Below are 16,138 nucleotides of genomic sequence, written 5' to 3'. Positions count from 1 at the left end.
CCTGATGGACGAAGTCATGCCCGGCGGCCGGTTCGCCAAGCCGGTGCGGCAAGGTGGCACCGTGCACCGCAGGAGCGGTACGGCGAACACGCATGCACTGCTCCGGCATTTCGAGCGGGTCGGATTCGACCTGGCCCCTCGGCTGGTGGCAGTGGACGGTGCGACGGAGACGCTGTCCTACCTCCCCGGAACCACGGGATACCCGCCGCTGACCGAAGAGCTCCGGTCGGATCGGGCGCTGGTGAGTGTGGCCCGCGCGATCCGCCGGCTCCACGACGCGACCGAGGGATTCGAGCCGGTCGAGCCCGACGACTGGCGCGAGCTGGAGGTCGCGGCGCCGGTTCGGATCGACTGTGTCGGGAACCACGATCTGGCTCCCTGGAATCTCGTCTTCGACGGCCCCGAGGTCACCGGGATTCTCGACTGGGACACGATCCGCCCGTCGAACCGCCGGTGGGATCTCGCGTACGCCGCGCACCAGTTCGTGCCATTCCACCCATCAGCCTCGCTAGAGCCCTTCGGTTGGCCGGAGGAGCCCGACCGGGCCGGGCGGCTGCGCCTGTTCTGCGCCTCGTACGGCCTCGGGGTCGCACCGGCCGAGCTGGTGGATCTGATCGGGATCAGGCTGCTGTCGTTCGCGGCGTACATCGAGCAGCAGGTGCGGGCGGGGGATCCGGCGTTCGACGTCCACCGGGACGAGGATCACGCCGGCGGGTATCGAGCCGCCGCGGCCTACGTCCTGGCGAACCGGACGACGTTGCTCGCGGACGATTAGAACTCGAGGTCGAACGCGAGGTTGATCGCCTCGGCCAGGGCTGGTTCCTGGTCGGGGTGGAGGTAGCCGATCAGGCGGCCGAGCTGGGCCTTCGGGATGGTCTGGATGTTGTCGCAGGAGATCGCGCTGGCGTGGTCGAGGCCGTTGTCGGGGCCGACCAGGACCTCGGTCGACAGGCCGCGGATCGTGCTGGTGATCGGCGCGACAGTCACGTTGGTGAGGCGCGGGCGGATCAGTTCACGGGTCAGCACGACGACCGGCCGAGGTTTGTCGAGCCGGGCGATGTGCAGTGGACGCATCAGTCGAGGTCGCTGAGCACGGTGCCGGCGGCTGCGGGGGCCAGGCCCTCGAGGTCGGGATAGTCACCATGCCCAGTGTCGTGCTCAGCCAAGATGGCCAGGTCGCGGGCGGCCAGCTCGCGGCGCCGCTCACGCACCATCGCCCGGGCGACCACGGAGGCCCGGCTCGTCGCCTTGTCGGTGGCGACGAGCTCGTCCATGAAGTCGACCAGGTCGTCCGGCAGCCGGACTGTGATCTGCTTACTCATACCACAACCATACCTCCGTGGGATTCACTTCGGTAGCAGCTCTGGCCCCAAACTGGTTTGGGGAGGTCTACCCGCCCGAATCGGGCAGTTGTGCTCCCCGGTCGGAGGCTAGAGCGTGCCCAAACCGGTTTGGGGAGGTTTGTGGAGCGCGGGGGTCCGGATTGGCTGCTGGGCGTGGGGAGCTGCGATCGCACCGGCCGGACTTACGACGCGAACTTGCGGCGCGGGGCATCAGTTCGGGGAGAGGGCGGACCAGGCCATGAGGTCGGTGGCGGGGAGGGAGGGGAGCGCGGCGATCGCGGAGAGCTCGGTGTCGATGAGGCTGACGAGCTGGACGAGCCGGGTGGTGACGTCGGCGGCTTCGAGGAGCTTCTGGCGGTCGGGCGTCATGAGCTTCATCGCGGCCGACATCAGGTACGACAGCGTGCCGGGGTCGTCGGGGAGGTCGCCGAGGTGCAGGCCGGGGCGGCTGATCTCGCTCACTGCCTCGGCGTACTTGCGGAACCTCTCGAGCGCGATTGTCGCCGTACCCAGCGGGTCGTCGCCGAGGTCGTCGGCCAGCCACTCGACATCCGCGACCAGGTAGTCGCCGCCGCCGTCGAGCTCGCTCACCTTGAACCGCCGGTTCCCGGTCAGCGTCACCTCGACCGGTCCGTCGTCGTCCGCGTCCAGCGCGATCTCGGAGATCGTCGCCGCGCAGCCGGTCCCGTACAGCGACCGGAACACCCGCTCACCCAGCTCGTACCCGTCCCGGACCGCGAGCGCGCCGCAGACCAGTTCGCCGCCGTTCTCGACCAGGTCGCGGACCACCGCGCGGCCCTGGACATCGGTCACCGGAATCGAGACCACCAGGCCGGGAAAGATCACCGTGTCGACAGTGAGCAACGGCAGGCGGGAGTCCATGGCAACGAGCCTAGTGGACGTATCCCCACATCACGGCCGGTGACAGGGCCAGTGACAGAGCCGGTACGGCGTCGCTCGGGGCCGAGGTGTGGATATGGCGCGGAGCAGCCCGGGTCGCGCCACTAGACTGGCGCCATGATTCGCCGCGTCGACCTGCGGGGCCGAGTGGCGGCCGGAGAGGTTTCCGACCTCCAAGCCGAAGTGAATGCCCTCGTTCCCCGAGCCGTGTTCGACGTCGAGAAAGCTCTCGACGTCGTCCGACCCATCTGCCTGGACGTCCGCCATCGCGGCCTCGAGGCGATCCGGGAGTACGGCGAGAAGTTCGACCATGTGCGCGTCGAGGACATCCGGGTCCCGGCCGAGGCGTTGAAGACCGCGCTCGAGGAGCTCGACCCGGAGGTGCGCAGCGCCTTCGAGGAGTCGATCCGCCGGGTCCGCGAGGTCAGCCAGGACGAGCTCACCGCCGACATCGCCTCCGAGCCCGCACCAGGCGGGCGGGTGACCCAGCGGTTCGTCCCGGTCCAGCGCGTGGGCCTGTACGTGCCCGGTGGCCGTGCGCCGCTCGCGTCGAGCGTCCTGATGAACGTCGTGCCGGCGCAGGTGGCCGGTGTGCCGTCGCTGGCTGTTGCCTCGCCGCCGCAGAAGGAGTTCGGCGGCCTGCCGCACCCGACAGTGCTGGCGGTGTGCGCGCTGCTCGGGATCGAAGAGGTCTACGCGATGGGCGGCGCACAGGCGATCGCCGGTTTCGCGTACGGCTTCGACGGCTGCAAGAAGGTCAACCTGATCACGGGTCCGGGCAACATCTACGTGGTCGCTGCCAAGCGGTTCCTGCTGGGTGAGGTCGGTATCGACTCCGAGGCCGGCCCGACCGAGATCGCGGTCCTCGCCGACGACACCGCGGACGCGAAGCACGTCGCCGCCGACCTGATCAGCCAGGCCGAACACGACCCGATGGCCGCCAGCGTGCTGGTGACACCGTCCGAAGCCTTGGCCGTCGCGGTCGAGGCCGAGCTGCCGGTCCAGGTCGCGAAGACCAAGCACCAGGACCGCGTGACAGAGGCTCTCAACGGTCAGCAGTCGGCCGTCGTGCTGGTCGACGACCTCGAGCAGGGCACCGCGGTGGTCGACGCGTATGCCGCCGAGCACCTGGAGATCCAGACCGCGGACGCCGAGGAGCGGGCCGGCCTGATCACCAACGCCGGCGCGATCTTCGTCGGCAGTTGGTCGCCGGTGTCGCTCGGCGACTACTGCGCAGGCTCCAACCACGTCCTCCCGACGGCCGGTTGCGCCTGCCACTCGTCCGGCCTGTCCGTGCGCAGCTTCTTGAAGGCAGTGCACGTGATCAACTACTCGCGCGACGCGTTGCAAGCGGTCGCCGGTCACGTGGTCACGCTCGCCCACGCCGAGGACCTGCCGGCCCACGGCGCCGCGGTGTCCGTTCGCTTCCCAGGGGAGCGGTGATGGGGCGCTTCGACGGGTTGCCGATCCGCGAGGAGCTGAAGAGCTTCGAGCCGTACGGCGCCCCGCAACTCGACGTCCCGGTGCTCCTGAACGTCAACGAGAACCCGTATCCGGCGAGCGAGGCGACCGTCGCCGACATCGCCGCGGCGGTCACCGAGGCTGCCCGTGGCATGAACCGCTACCCGGACCGCGAGTTCCTCGGCCTCCGTGCGGACCTTGCGGCGTACCTGGCGCGTGAGTCCGGCGCGCAACTGGAGCCGGAGCAGCTCTGGGCGGCGAACGGGTCCAACGAGGTCATGCTGCACATCCTGCAGGCCTTCGGCGGCCCCGGTCGTACGGCGCTCTCGTTCGCGCCGACGTACTCGATGTACCCGGAGTACGCGCGGGACACGAACACGGCGTGGGTCGCCGGCCGCCGCGCCGAGGACTTCACGCTGGACAAGAGCAAGGCGCTCGCGGCGATCTCCCGGCACCGCCCGTCGGTGGTGCTGCTCGCCTCTCCGAACAACCCGACCGGCACGGCACTGCCGATCGACGTGACCGAGGCGATCGTCGCGCAGGCCGCTGCCCAGGGCGCCGTGGTCGTGGTGGACGAGGCGTACGCCGAGTTCCGCCGCGCCGGGACACCTAGTGCGGTCAGCTTGTTGCCGTCGTACCCGAATCTTGCGGTCGCGCGGACCATGTCGAAGGCGTTCGCGATGGCCGGCGGGCGGGTCGGATACCTTGCCGCAAGCAAGCAGTTCGTGGACGCGTTGCGGATCGTTCGGCTGCCGTACCACTTGTCCGCGGTGACGCAGGCGGTCGCGCGGGCGGCGTTGCAGCACTCCGACGAGTTGCTCGGCCGGGTCGAGCAGCTCCGAGTGGAGCGGGACGAGACGGTCGACTGGCTGCGGTCATTGGGGCTGCGGGCGGTGGACTCGGACGCGAACTTCGTTCTGTTCGGCACGTTCGCGGATCGGCACGCGGTCTGGCAGGCGTTGCTGGACGACGGCGTACTGATCCGGGAGACCGGTCCGGACGGCTGGCTGCGGGTCTCGATCGGCACCGGCGACGAGATGGCCGCGTTCCGCGCTTCGCTGGAGCGCGTTCTGAAGACAGACACGGGAAGGCAGACATGAGGGAGCGAAGCGAGCGCATCAGAAGGCACAGCGCGGTTAGTGCCTCATCCGCGCCCGGAGCGAAGCGAGGACGTGGATGAGCCAGCGTACGGCGCGGATCGATCGGGAGACGAGTGAGTCGAAGGTCCTGGTCGAGCTGAACATCGACGGCGAGGGCCGGGCGGACATCTCCACGGGGGTCGGCTTCTACGACCACATGCTCAACGCGCTCGCCAAGCACGCGCTGCTCGACCTGCACGTGAACACGGTCGGCGACCTGGAGATCGACGCGCACCACACGGTCGAGGACACCGCGATCGGTATCGGCCAGGCACTGCGCGAGGCGCTCGGCGACAAGCGCGGGATCCGCCGGTTCGGCGACGCAACGGTGCCGCTCGACGAGGCGCTCGTGCACTGCACGGTCGACCTGTCCGGGCGCCCGTACTGCGTGCACACCGGCGAGCCGGACGGCCAGGTGTACGCGATCATCGGCGGTGACTACGCCGGTTCGCTGACCCAGCACGTGTTCGAGACGCTCGCGTTCAACGCCGCGATCTGCGTCCACATCCGGGTGCTGTCCGGTCGCGACCCGCACCACATCGTCGAGGCGCAGTTCAAGGCGTTCGCCCGGGCACTCCGGGCCGCCGCCGAGCTGGACCCACGGCAGCCGGGCATCCCGTCCACCAAGGGCGCCCTGTGAAGGCGGCACTGTGAGCAGGAGGGTCGTCCTGCTCGACTACGGCTCCGGCAACATCCGGTCGGGCGAGCGTGCCCTGCAACGTGTCGGCGCAGACGTCACGGTGACCTCTGACTTCGACGCGGCCTGCAACGCGGACGGTCTGCTCGTCCCGGGCGTGGGTGCCTTCGAGGCCTGCATGACCGGGCTGAAGGCGGTCCGCGGCGATGTCGCGGTCGACCGCCGGCTGACCGGCGGGCGTCCGGTGCTCGGGATCTGTGTGGGCATGCAGATCCTGTTCGCCCGCGGTATCGAGCACGGTACCGAGACCGAGGGCTGCGAGCAGTGGCCCGGCACCGTCGAACGCCTGCAGCCGAAGGACGACCAGCCGGTCCCGCACATGGGCTGGAACACGGTCGACGTCCCCGGCGGCACGACACTCTTCGACGGCATCGAGAAGGAACGGTTCTACTTCGTCCACTCGTACGGCGTCCGCGAGTGGCAGCTGCAGGACGCCCGCGAGTCGGTCGCCCCGCTGGTGACGTGGACGACGTACGGCGCCGACCGCTTCGTCGCCGCCGTCGAGAACGGCCCGCTCTCCGCGACCCAGTTCCATCCGGAGAAGTCCGGCGACGCCGGCGCCGAACTCCTGGCCAACTGGGTCCGCGCGCTCTGAGTGCCGCGCGGGTGTACGGCGTGCGCCTCATGCGGAGCGGGTGAAGACGTCCCGGACGCCCGGGTATGGGATGGATTGCGGCGGCACGCCGTGTCGCCGTGATCGAGGGGTGAGCGGCGATGACCGGGATCAGCAGCACCACGAAACGGGCGGCCGGCGATCTGACCGTCCTACCAAGGTTCACAAGGGACACCGTGGTGTCGGTCCCGAAAGACCGGATGCCGGATCAGGAGATGCTGCCTCAGTCGGCGTACGGGATCGTCCGGGACGAGGTCATGCTGGACGGCAACGCGCGGTTCAACCTGGCCACGTTCGTGACCACGTGGATGGACGACGAGGCGGACCGGCTGTACGCCGAGACGGTCGACAAGAACATGGTCGACAAGGACGAGTACCCGCAGACGGCGGAGATCGAGAGCCGATGCGTGCGGATGCTCGCCGACTTGTGGAACGCGCCGGACGCGGCTGACGCGATCGGGACGTCGACGACGGGCAGTTCCGAGGGCTGCATGCTGGGCGGCCTGGCGCTCAAGCGGCGCTGGCAGCACGCGCGTCGCGCCGCGGGTAAGCCCTTCGACCGGCCCAACCTCGTGATGGGCCAGAACGTGCAGGTCGTGTGGGAGAAGTTCGCCGAATACTGGGATGTCGAGCCGCGGTACGTGCCGCTGGAGGGTGACGACCTCTACCTGACTGCCGACCGGGCCGTGCGGTTCGTGGACGAGAACACCATCGGTGTGGTCGCCATCCTCGGTTCGACGATGGAAGGCAGTTACGAGCCGGTCGCCCAGATCTGCGCCGCGCTGGACGAACTGGAGGAGCAGACCGGACTGAACGTGCCGGTGCACGTCGACGCCGCGTCAGGGGGCTTCGTCGCTCCCTTCCTGCAGCCCGACCTGGTGTGGGACTTCCGGCTGCCCCGGGTGGCGTCGATCCAAGCGTCCGGTCACAAGTACGGGCTCGTCTATCCGGGCGTCGGCTGGGTGCTGTGGCGGCACACCGAGAACCTGCCCGAGGAGCTCGTCTTCAAGGTGAACTACCTCGGCGGGAACATGCCGACGTTCGCGCTCAACTTCTCCCGGCCCGGCGCGCAGGTGCTGCTGCAGTACTTCCAGTTCCTGCGACTCGGCCGGGACGGCTACCGGCGGATCCAGCAGACCTGCCAGGACGTTGCCGTACACCTGAGCGAGGCGCTCAAGGACATGCCCGAGTTCGAGCTGGTCTCGGACGGACGAGACCTGCCGGTGTTCGCGTTCCGGATGGCCGACGGTATCAGGAAGTACACGGCGTACGACGTCTCGCGGAAGCTGCGCGAGCGGGGCTGGCTGGTGCCGGCGTACACGATGCCGCCGAACCGGGAGGATCTGGTCGTCCTGCGAGTGGTCGTGCGGAACGGATTCAGTCACGACATGGCCGACCTGTTCCTGCGGGACGTGCGGGTCGCGGTCGAGTGGCTCGACGGGCTGGCGGCTCCGATGCCGCAGGAGGAGGAGCCGGCCGGGTTCCATCACTGACCGGGATGACGGGACGACGACCATGATGTCCTGGGCAGCCGGCTTCCAGGCCCGCCAGTCCATTCGGCAGAGCCTCTGGGTGGTGCCGCTGATCGGCGGAGTCGCCGGTGTGGTGCTGTCCGGGATCGACCTGTGGATCGAGGGCTTCATCGACCTGCCTCCGGCGTGGTCGTACTCCGGGGGCACCGCGAACAGTGTGCTGTCGGCCGCCGCCGGCTCGATGGTCGGCCTGATCGGCTTCGTGGTCACGATCGGCGTGCTCGTCGTACAGATGGCGACCGGCACGCTGTCGCCGCGCTTCCTGCGGCTGTGGTACCGGGATCGGCTTCAGAAGCTCGTCCTGGCGGCGTTCACGGCCACGTTCACCTTCGCCTTCGCCTTGCTGCGCCATGTGGAGTCCGATTCCGTGCCTGACCTGGGCGTCTCCCTGGTCGGACTGGCCGTCAGCATCGACCTGGTCCTCCTGCTGCTGTACTTCGACCGGTTCGTGCATGCCTTGCGGCCGGTAGCGGTCGCGGCGGCGATGGCACAGGCCGGCCTGGCGATCGCGGCCGAGGACGACGGCTTCAGCTCGTCCGCCGGGAGCTTCGACAACCAGGCCATACGTGGTGAGCCGGACGCACGGATCGTGGCGCCGCGCTCGGGCGCCGTCCAGGACGTCGACGTCGCGGCCCTCGTGCGGTCCGCGGCGGCCCGCGGGCAGGTCTGCGTCATACCGCACACGATCGGTGACTTCGTGACCGCGGGGAGCGTGCTGATGGAGGTTCACGGGGCAGCGAGCGCGACCGAGCTGCGGCGACTGTGCGGGATGGTCTCGTTGGGCCGGGAGCGCACGATCGACCAGGACCCGGCCTTCGCGCTGCGGATCATGGTCGACATCGCCATCCGGGCGCTGTCGCCGGCGGTCAACGACCCCACCACAGCGACCCAGGTGCTCAACCACATCGGCGACCTGTTGCTCGGGATCGGCTGCTCCGATCGAGCCTTCCGGGGAACCGCGCTCGACGTCGGCGGGCAGATCCGCCTGGTCGTCCGGACCCGCGGCTGGGCGGAGTACCTCGACGTCGGCGTGACCGAGATCCGCCTGTACGGCGCCACCTCGCCGCAGATCTGCCGGCGGCTGCGTGCCCTGCTCGAGGATCTGCGGACCGGAGTCCCGCCCGAACGCCGGGCGGTCGTGCAGTTTCACCTCGACGCCCTGAACCGGGCGACCGACGCGGCGTTCGCCGACCCGTCCGAGCGGGCGCTGGCGCGGATGAGCGACCGGCAGGGCCTTGGCGCCACCCGGGAAGGCGAGAACTCCGATGCCCGCCGTTGATCGGAGCCGGACAGCCCCTACTGATGTGGAGAACCGCTATGCCAACCGCTGACATGGACGCGCTGGTCATCTTCGGTGCGACCGGTGATCTCGCGAAGCTGGAGACCTTCCCGGCCCTGGTCGGGTTGGTCGACCGGGGCGTGCTCGACGTACCGATCGTCGGAGTGGCCAAGAGTGGCTGGGGACTCGACCAGTTCCGCGCGTACGCGGTGGCGTCATTGCGGGCCAACGGGATGGACCCCGACAGCCCCGCGGCGGCCGGCATGCTCCGCCTCCTGCGCTACATCGACGGCGACCTCGATGACGAGGCGACGTACGCCGCCATGGCCGACGAGGTCGGCGCCGGGAAACGGGCGTTGTTCTACCTCGAGGTGCCGCCACCGCTGTTCGGGCGAATCGCCAAGGGCATCGCGGTCGCGGGCAAGGCCGACGAGGCCCGGGTGATGGTCGAGAAGCCGTTCGGCACCGACCTCGCCAGCGCCCAGAAGCTCAACGCGACCATGAACGAGGTCTTCCCCGAGGAGGCCATCTACCGGGTGGACCACTGGCTCGGCCTGGACCCGTTGGAGAACGTGCTGTTCGCCCGCTTCGCCAACTCGGTGGTCGAACCGCTGCTCAACCGCGACCACGTGGCGAGCATCCAGATCACCATGGCGGAGAACTTCGACGTGTCCGACCGTGGCAGCTTCTACGACCGTACCGGGGCGATCCGCGACGTCCTCCAGAACCACATGCTGCAGGTGCTCGCGAGCGTGCTGGCCGATCCGCCGGGTCATCTCGACGACGCCGCCTGGCGGGCTCAGAAGGGGGCGGTCATCGGCTCACTACGCCCACTCACCGCCGACGACACCGTGCGCGGGCAGTACGACGGCTACCTGGACGTCGCCGGTGTCGAGCCCGGGTCGCGGACCGAGACGTACGTCGCGGTCCGGCTCACCCTCGACACCTGGCGCTGGGCCGGCGTACCGATCGCGATTCGGGCAGGGAAGTGTCTGCCGGTCACCGCGACCGAGGTGGTGATCCGGTTCCACCGTCCGCCGCAGGACATCTTCAGGCTCGGGGATTCCGCCTACGCGAACCAGCTGCGGTTCCGGATCTGGCCGGGGAGCGAGGTCGGGCTTACTCTGTGCGGCAAGAAGCCCGGCGCCGGCTGGACAGCGCAGGCCGAGCACCTCACCTTCGCCGAGGTGGCGGGATCCGACCAGCGACCGTACGACCGGCTGATCGGGGCCGCGCTCGAGGGCCGGCAGTCGCTCTTCGCCGCCCAGCAGACGGTCGAGGCCGCCTGGCGAGTGGTCGAGCCGGTGCTCGACGACGTCGTCCCCGTCATCCCGTACGCCAAGGGCAGTTGGGGGCCGAAGGAGGCCGACGCACTGCTGCCGCAGGGCGCGATCTGGTTCGACCCGGCCGGATGATCCAGGAGGCGGGACGATGAGACGGCGTACCAGGAACGGCGTGGAGGATCGATCGGAGCCTCGCCGGGTGGTGATCGTGGGCGGCGGTTTCGCCGGTCTGTTCGCGGCGCGTGCATTCCGGCGTCGGCGGGTGCAGGTCACCCTGGTCGACCGCGCCGCCCACCACCTGTTCCAGCCTCTGCTGTACCAGTGCGCCACCGGGGTGCTGTCCGAGGGCGAGATCGCGATGCCGCTGCGGGCCATCCTGCGCCGGCACGCCAACGTCGACTGCGTGCTCGCCGCGGTGACCGGTTTCGACGTCCAGGCCCGCATCGTGCACGCCCTGCGGCCGACCGGCGGCGAGATCCAGTTCCCGTACGACGACCTGATCCTGGCCACCGGCGTGCAGCAGTCGTACTTCGGGCATGACGAGTTCGCCGCGTTCGCACCCGGCATGAAGACGCTGGCCGACGCGCTGCTGATCCGGCGCCGGATCTTCGGCGCGTTCGAAATGGCCCAGTCGGCTACCGATCCCGAGGAGCGCCGGCGGTGGCTCTCGTTCGCTCTGGTCGGCGCCGGCCCGACGGGTGTCGAGCTGGCCGGGCAGATCCGTGAGCTGGCCACCTCGACGCTGAGCAAGCAGTTCCACGACATCGATCCCACCGAGGCGAAGGTGCTGCTCTTCCACGGTGGCGACGAGCCGCTCGCGTCGTTCGGGCCGAAGTTGTCCGCGAAGGCCGCCGCCGCGCTGGCCGACCTGGGCGTCGAGCTCCACCTGAGATCGATCGTCACCGACGTCCACCAGAGCGGGTTGGTGGTCCGGGGACCCGACGGCGCGAGTACGTCGTACGAGGTCGGAACCGTGCTGTGGACCGCCGGGGTGACGGCGCCGCCGGTCGCCGACGTGCTCGCGCAGGCGACGGGCGCGGAGCAGGACCGGGCCGGCCGGATCAAGGTCCAGCCGGATCTCACCCTGCCCGGCCACCCGGAGATCTCGGTGGTCGGTGACGTGATGAGCCTCGACGAGCTGCCCGGCGTCGGCGAGGTGGCGATGCAGACCGGGTACTACGCGGCGAAGCGGATCAGGGACGAGGTGGACGGCCAGACCGATCCGCCGAAGCCGTTCAAGTACCGCGATCTGGGCTCCGCGGCGTACATCGCGCGCGGTCAGGCGGTCGTATCGGTCGGCCCGGTGCACCTGAGCGGCCGGATCGGCTGGCTGGCCTGGCTCGGCATCCACCTCGCCTTCCTGACCGGTTACCGCAACCGGCTCGGGGCGGTGCTCAGTTGGGCGACCGCCTTCAGCCGGGAGACCCGGCGCGAACGAGCCTTCACGATGCAGCAAGTCGCGCCCGGTGGCGTCGATCTGTACCACGACCGAACCGGAGACGATCCATCATGACCGACTACCCACCCATCGCCGACCACGGGATGATCGGCGATCTGCAGACCGCTGCGCTGGTAACCACGGACGGGTCCATTGACTGGTTCTGCTGTCCAGGGTTCGATTCGCCGAGCGTCTTCGCCGCGCTGCTCGACCAGGAACGTGGCGGCATTTCCGGATTCGGGCGACCGGCACCGACGTCACCAGCCGGCAGCTGTACTTCCCGGACACCGCCATCCTGATCACCCGCTTCCTGACCGAGGACGGCGTCGGCGAGGTGGTCGACTTCATGCCACCGCGGGAGATCCGGGTCGCGGAGTTCACCGCCATGTTCGACGACGCGGCCGCGTTCTGGCGCGACTGGTTGTCGCAGTCGACATACACCGGCCGGTGGCGGGAGATGCTGCAGCGCTCGGCGATCACGCTCAAGCTGATGACGTACGCGCCGACCGGCGCACTGGTCGCCGCTCCGACGGCCGGGTTGCCCGAGCAGATCGGCGGCGAGCGCAACTGGGACTACCGCTACACCTGGGTGCGGGACGCGTCGTTCTCCGTCTACGCGCTGCTCGGCCTCGGCTTCACCGAGGAGGCGGCGGACTTCTGCGGCTGGCTGCGTGACCGCGTTCAGGAGAAGGCCGGCGGGAGAGGCGGCCCACTGAACATCATGTACCGCGTGGACGGGTCGTCCGATCTGACCGAGGAGTCCCTCGAGCACCTGGAGGGCTACCGCGGCTCCCGGCCGGTACGGATCGGCAACGGTGCCTCGGAGCAGCGGCAGATGGACATCTACGGTGAGGCGCTGGACAGCATCTACTTCGCCGACCAGCACGGCATCGACGTCGACCTCCAGACCTGGGCCGCCCTGCGGGGCATCGTCGACTGGCTGGCCGAGAACTGGGACCTGCCCGGGGAAGGGATCTGGGAGACGCGCGGCGGGCAGAAGGACTTCACCTACGGCCGGGTGATGAGCTGGGTCGCCTTCGACCGGGCCATCAGGCTGGCCACCGAGCGGGGCCTGCCGGCTCGGTGGGCCGGTGGGTGACGACGCGGGACGCGATCCACAACCAGGTGCTGCAGCGCGGCTGGAACGAGAAACTCGGGGCCTTCGTGCAGCACTACGGCGACACCGTGCTCGACTCGTCCATGTTGCGGATGGCAACGGTCGGCGCCATCGGGCCCACCGATCCGATGTGGTTGTCGACCCTGGACGCGATGGAGGCCGAACTGGTGGTCGACAGCCTGGTCTACCGCTACGACCCGGCCGCGTCACCGGACGGGCTGGCCGGTGATGAGGGCACGTTCTCGCTCTGTACCTTCAACTATGTCGACGCCCTGGCCCGGGCCGGCCGCCTCGACGAGGCACGGCTGATCTTCGAGAAGATGCTCACCTACGCCAATCACGTGGGCCTGTTCTCCGAGGAGATCGGCCGGACTGGTCAGCAACTCGGCAACTTCCCGCAGGCCTTCACGCACCTGGCGCTGATCGACGCGGCCATCACGCTCGACGCCGCGCTGGATCGCGCGAAGTCCCGCCGGCATGGTGCGTCGGGCATTCCGGCCGCGCGCCGGCGGGCGGACGCGGCGGCGACCTGACCGGCGGAGAAGCTAGGGCCGGGGGTCGCCGGGCTCGTCGGGCGTTCGGGCGATCCTGCGGTGGATGGCGACGGCGATCGCCGGGTACACCAGCACGGACAGGACGCCAGCGCCCACCAACGCGGCCGCGTTCTCGGGCAGCATCTCACCGGTCTCGAGTCCGATCTCGCTGAGAGCGACGAGCAGCGGCAACGCCGTCGACACCACGAAGACGAGCTCGAGACGTCGCGGCCAGCCGAGCGCGGATCGGTACACGAGCAGGGTCGGCAGGCCGCGCACGGCGAGCAGCAAGAAGAAGAACAGGAACAGCCGACCGGGTGCCTCGGCGATCGAGTGCAGGTCGAGACCCATCCCGGACGACACGAAGAAGATGGGGATGAAGAAGCCGTAGCCGACGGCATCGAGTTTGTGGTCCAGCGCCTCGACGTTCCCGGGTGCCCACCGATGCAGGACGACACCCGCCACGAAGGCACCCAGGACGACGTCGAGCCCGAAGTCGCTGGCGATGACGAGCAGGAGCAGCAACATCGCGACCGTCCAGCGCAGCGTGGTCTGCGAGGTCGCATCCTGCCCCTCCGACAGGATCTGCGCGATCCGGCCGCCACGACCCAGTCTGGGCGCCAGACTCAGCAGGAGCCCGAGGACGCCCACCGCGACCAGTGAGATGAGCCCGATGAACCGGCCGTGCGACCCGAGGAAGATCGCGATGGCAACGACGGGCAGGAACTCCCCGACCGCCCCCGCGGCCAGGACGTAGGAGCCGAACGACCCGCCCAGCATGTTGTTGTCCCGCAGGATCGGTAACAGCGTTCCGAGCGCCGTCGTCGTCAGGCCGAGCGCGACCGGCACGAACGCCCGCACGACCCCCAGCTCCGCGAGCGCCGCGACGACCGCAATGGCCAGCGCCACCGCGATCAGCCATCCGACGACAGCGAGCTTGCCGGCCCGCTGCCGGAAGACCGCCAGATCGAGCTCATAACCCGCCAGCAGGAACAGGAACCCCAGACCGAGGTTCGCGAGCAGTTCGATACTTTCCGGGTCGGCGAGATCAAGCACGTGCGGTCCGACCACCACGCCGCCGAGAATGAGCACTACGACCTGGGGGATCCGCAGCCGGCTGAGCAACCCGACGAGCACAGGTGTCAGGGCCGCCACCAGCACGACGACGAACAGGCTGGTCAGTCCGCGACCGAGATCAGCGCTCATCTCTCCACCCTGACCGCGGATCCGTGCCCGAGACCTCCCTCAGGTCGGACGAGACCCGCGCATCGCGGTGGCTTTCTGACACGCGTTCTCTTGCTGTTGGCGAGTTGTTTACCGTACGTTCACTGTCGACCACTGCTTGTGCCGAAGCTTGGAGGCCGCCCGTGTCCGAACTCGAGTCCAGCTCTCTGTCCAGACGTCAGTTCGTCGGCCGTGCCGCCGCCGCGGGAGTCGCGATCAGTCTGGCCGGCTCGGTGGAGGCGCTGTACACCGCCCAGCCCGCGCTCGGCACGTCCGGCCCGAAGATCGGCTATGGACCGCTGATCGAGGACCCGGACGGCATGCTCGACCTGCCGCACGGGTTCAGCTACAAGATCCTGTCCCGTGAGGGCACCGTCCGGCCCGACGGGCTGCAGACCCCGAGCCGGTTCGACGGCATGGGCGCGTTCGCGGACCGCGACGGCGGTGCCCGGCTGGTCCGCAACCACGAGTGCAGTCCGACCGCGGCCATCAAGGTCGTCGCCCCGGCCGAGCGGACCTACGACCCGGCTGGTGCCGGCGGCACCAGCACGCTGGTCGTGAACCGGCACAACGCGGCGACGCAGGAGTTCGTCAGCCTCGGCGGTACGGCGATCAACTGCTCCGGTGGGATCACCCCGTGGCGGACCTGGCTGACCTGTGAGGAGACCGAACTCAAGGCCGGTGAGAGCGGCTACACCAAGGACCACGGCTTCATCTTCGAGGTCGACCCGTACGACGACCGCCGCAACGTCAACCCGACGCCGCTGAAGCCGATGGGCCGGTTCCAGCACGAGGCCGTCGCCATCGATCCGTCCACCGGGATCGTGTACGAGACCGAGGACGCGTTCGTCGCGCCCCTCGGCGGCTTCTACCGGTTCCTGCCGAACCGCCCGCGCGGCGGCTGGGGCTCGCTGCGCGCCGGTGGCGAGCTGCAGGCGATGCACATTCCGGACCTGCCCGACCTGTCGGTCGTCCAGGAGGCCGGCACGCTGTTCCATGGTGTGCAGTGGGTGAAAGTGCCGGATCCGCTGGCGACGACCGAGTCGGTCCGGGCGCAGGACTACGCCAAGCCGATCACCGGCGGCTACAAGCTCGAAGGCTGCTGGTGGGGGACCCGGGACCGCTGCGTGTACTTCGTCTCGTCGTTCGCGCGGACCGAGCTCGGCCCGAAGGTGAACCACGACGGCCAGGTCTGGCGATACGACCCGCGGAAGCAGACCCTGCGCCTCGAGGTGATCTTCACCCGGCCGTCGCCCGGCTCGGACGACCCCGAGTTCGATGCCCCCGACAACATCACGATGTCGCCGTACGGCGGACTGATGATGTGCGAGGACGGGCTCGGCGAGCAGCACATCCTCGGCACCACGGAGGACGGTCAGGTGTTCAAGTTCGCCCGCAACCGGGTGAACAACGGCACCCCGGAGGATCCGGAGTACGGCGAACTGGCGGGCGCCGGCTTCTCCGCGGACGGCCGGACGATGTTCTTCAACGTCTACAACCCCGGCATCACCTACGCGATCACCGGCCCGTGGCGCCGTAGGCGGTAGTGGGCGCCCGGCTCGCGATCGGGTCTGAACAG

Annotated in this window: 15 protein-coding genes and 1 pseudogene; 12 read left to right on the top strand and 4 right to left on the bottom strand. The window is 69.4% G+C overall.

The window, feature by feature from the left end:
* Positions 1-4 precede the first annotated feature (4 nt).
* On the top strand, positions 5-775 hold the full coding sequence (locus tag E0H45_RS25550; protein ID WP_131341912.1) for a phosphotransferase: 771 nt from the start codon (positions 5-7) through the stop codon (positions 773-775).
* On the opposite strand, the gene E0H45_RS25545 is transcribed toward E0H45_RS25550, so the two are convergent.
* The 3 genes from E0H45_RS25545 to E0H45_RS25535 all read right to left on the bottom strand — a co-directional run bounded on the left by E0H45_RS25545 (position 772) and on the right by E0H45_RS25535 (position 2,225).
* Entirely contained in the window at positions 772-1,074 is a 303-nt protein-coding gene (locus tag E0H45_RS25545; RefSeq protein ID WP_131341910.1) for a type II toxin-antitoxin system PemK/MazF family toxin, read from the bottom strand. The genes E0H45_RS25550 and E0H45_RS25545 overlap by 4 nt on opposite strands.
* Positions 1,074-1,322 carry a ribbon-helix-helix domain-containing protein gene (locus E0H45_RS25540; RefSeq protein ID WP_131341908.1) on the bottom strand — a complete coding sequence of 83 codons (249 nt, stop codon included), beginning with the start codon at positions 1,320-1,322 and terminating at the stop codon, positions 1,074-1,076. The genes E0H45_RS25545 and E0H45_RS25540 overlap by 1 nt, the downstream gene beginning before the upstream one ends.
* A 231-nt stretch (positions 1,323-1,553) precedes the next feature.
* On the bottom strand, positions 1,554-2,225 hold the full coding sequence (locus E0H45_RS25535) for an LON peptidase substrate-binding domain-containing protein (RefSeq protein ID WP_131341906.1): 672 nt from the start codon (positions 2,223-2,225) through the stop codon (positions 1,554-1,556).
* A gap of 135 nt (positions 2,226-2,360) precedes the next feature.
* Between E0H45_RS25535 and hisD the strand changes: the two genes are divergently transcribed.
* From hisD to E0H45_RS43910, 10 genes and pseudogenes are all read left to right on the top strand, one after another.
* Positions 2,361-3,686 (top strand): histidinol dehydrogenase, encoded by a 1,326-nt coding sequence (gene hisD / locus E0H45_RS25530; protein ID WP_131341904.1) that lies wholly within the window; start codon positions 2,361-2,363, stop codon positions 3,684-3,686.
* On the top strand, positions 3,686-4,804 hold the full coding sequence (locus E0H45_RS25525) for a histidinol-phosphate transaminase (protein WP_131341902.1): 1,119 nt from the start codon (positions 3,686-3,688) through the stop codon (positions 4,802-4,804). Before hisD ends, E0H45_RS25525 begins: the two co-directional genes overlap by 1 nt.
* A gap of 76 nt (positions 4,805-4,880) precedes the next feature.
* Entirely contained in the window at positions 4,881-5,483 is a 603-nt protein-coding gene (gene hisB, locus E0H45_RS25520) for an imidazoleglycerol-phosphate dehydratase HisB (protein WP_131341900.1), read from the top strand.
* A 10-nt stretch (positions 5,484-5,493) separates the two neighbouring features.
* Positions 5,494-6,135, top strand: coding sequence for an imidazole glycerol phosphate synthase subunit HisH (gene hisH / locus E0H45_RS25515; protein WP_131341898.1), 642 nt, complete (start codon positions 5,494-5,496; stop codon positions 6,133-6,135).
* Between the two features lie 119 nt (positions 6,136-6,254).
* Positions 6,255-7,646: a glutamate decarboxylase gene (gad, locus tag E0H45_RS25510; RefSeq protein WP_131341896.1), complete on the top strand. Its 1,392-nt coding sequence runs from the start codon at positions 6,255-6,257 to the stop codon at positions 7,644-7,646.
* Between the two features lie 22 nt (positions 7,647-7,668).
* Positions 7,669-8,964, top strand: a complete 1,296-nt coding sequence (locus E0H45_RS25505; protein ID WP_202872512.1) for a DUF2254 domain-containing protein — start codon at positions 7,669-7,671, stop codon at positions 8,962-8,964.
* Between the two features lie 38 nt (positions 8,965-9,002).
* Complete coding sequence (gene zwf / locus E0H45_RS25500) at positions 9,003-10,379, top strand: glucose-6-phosphate dehydrogenase (protein WP_131341894.1); 1,377 nt, start codon at positions 9,003-9,005, stop codon at positions 10,377-10,379.
* Between the two features lie 16 nt (positions 10,380-10,395).
* Positions 10,396-11,760, top strand: coding sequence for an NAD(P)/FAD-dependent oxidoreductase (locus E0H45_RS25495; RefSeq protein WP_131341892.1), 1,365 nt, complete (start codon positions 10,396-10,398; stop codon positions 11,758-11,760).
* Positions 11,757-11,984 (top strand): trehalase-like domain-containing protein, encoded by a 228-nt coding sequence (locus E0H45_RS43350; RefSeq protein WP_337590419.1) that lies wholly within the window; start codon positions 11,757-11,759, stop codon positions 11,982-11,984. The genes E0H45_RS25495 and E0H45_RS43350 overlap by 4 nt, the downstream gene beginning before the upstream one ends.
* A gap of 47 nt (positions 11,985-12,031) precedes the next feature.
* A pseudogene (locus E0H45_RS43910) lies at positions 12,032-13,335 on the top strand (glycoside hydrolase family 15 protein).
* Between the two features lie 12 nt (positions 13,336-13,347).
* Here E0H45_RS43910 and E0H45_RS25485 read toward each other — a convergent pair.
* Entirely contained in the window at positions 13,348-14,541 is a 1,194-nt protein-coding gene (locus tag E0H45_RS25485) for a cation:proton antiporter (protein ID WP_131341891.1), read from the bottom strand.
* A 161-nt stretch (positions 14,542-14,702) separates the two neighbouring features.
* Here E0H45_RS25485 and E0H45_RS25480 point away from each other — a divergent pair, with 161 nt between their 5' ends.
* On the top strand, positions 14,703-16,106 hold the full coding sequence (locus E0H45_RS25480) for an alkaline phosphatase PhoX (protein WP_131341888.1): 1,404 nt from the start codon (positions 14,703-14,705) through the stop codon (positions 16,104-16,106).
* The last annotated feature ends 32 nt before the right edge of the window (positions 16,107-16,138 follow it).

Origin of the sequence: Kribbella soli, from assembly GCF_004331345.1 — a bacterium.
In the GTDB taxonomy this organism is placed as follows: domain Bacteria; phylum Actinomycetota; class Actinomycetes; order Propionibacteriales; family Kribbellaceae; genus Kribbella; species Kribbella soli.
This window is presented reverse-complemented; position numbering and strand designations above follow the sequence as displayed.

Excerpts from the sequence above, each read along its gene's own strand:
- E0H45_RS25550 (WP_131341912.1), top strand. The coding sequence starts at position 5 with ATGGACGAAGTCATGCCCGGCGGCCGGTTCGCCAAGCCGGTGCGGCAA.
- E0H45_RS25545 (WP_131341910.1), bottom strand. The coding sequence starts at position 1,074 with ATGCGTCCACTGCACATCGCCCGGCTCGACAAACCTCGGCCGGTCGTC.
- E0H45_RS25540 (WP_131341908.1), bottom strand. The coding sequence starts at position 1,322 with ATGAGTAAGCAGATCACAGTCCGGCTGCCGGACGACCTGGTCGACTTC.
- E0H45_RS25535 (WP_131341906.1), bottom strand. The coding sequence starts at position 2,225 with ATGGACTCCCGCCTGCCGTTGCTCACTGTCGACACGGTGATCTTTCCC.
- hisD (WP_131341904.1), top strand. The coding sequence starts at position 2,361 with ATGATTCGCCGCGTCGACCTGCGGGGCCGAGTGGCGGCCGGAGAGGTT.
- E0H45_RS25525 (WP_131341902.1), top strand. The coding sequence starts at position 3,686 with ATGGGGCGCTTCGACGGGTTGCCGATCCGCGAGGAGCTGAAGAGCTTC.
- hisB (WP_131341900.1), top strand. The coding sequence starts at position 4,881 with ATGAGCCAGCGTACGGCGCGGATCGATCGGGAGACGAGTGAGTCGAAG.
- gad (WP_131341896.1), top strand. The coding sequence starts at position 6,255 with ATGACCGGGATCAGCAGCACCACGAAACGGGCGGCCGGCGATCTGACC.
- E0H45_RS25505 (WP_202872512.1), top strand. The coding sequence starts at position 7,669 with ATGATGTCCTGGGCAGCCGGCTTCCAGGCCCGCCAGTCCATTCGGCAG.
- zwf (WP_131341894.1), top strand. The coding sequence starts at position 9,003 with ATGCCAACCGCTGACATGGACGCGCTGGTCATCTTCGGTGCGACCGGT.
- E0H45_RS25495 (WP_131341892.1), top strand. The coding sequence starts at position 10,396 with ATGAGACGGCGTACCAGGAACGGCGTGGAGGATCGATCGGAGCCTCGC.
- E0H45_RS43350 (WP_337590419.1), top strand. The coding sequence starts at position 11,757 with ATGACCGACTACCCACCCATCGCCGACCACGGGATGATCGGCGATCTG.
- E0H45_RS25485 (WP_131341891.1), bottom strand. The coding sequence starts at position 14,541 with ATGAGCGCTGATCTCGGTCGCGGACTGACCAGCCTGTTCGTCGTCGTG.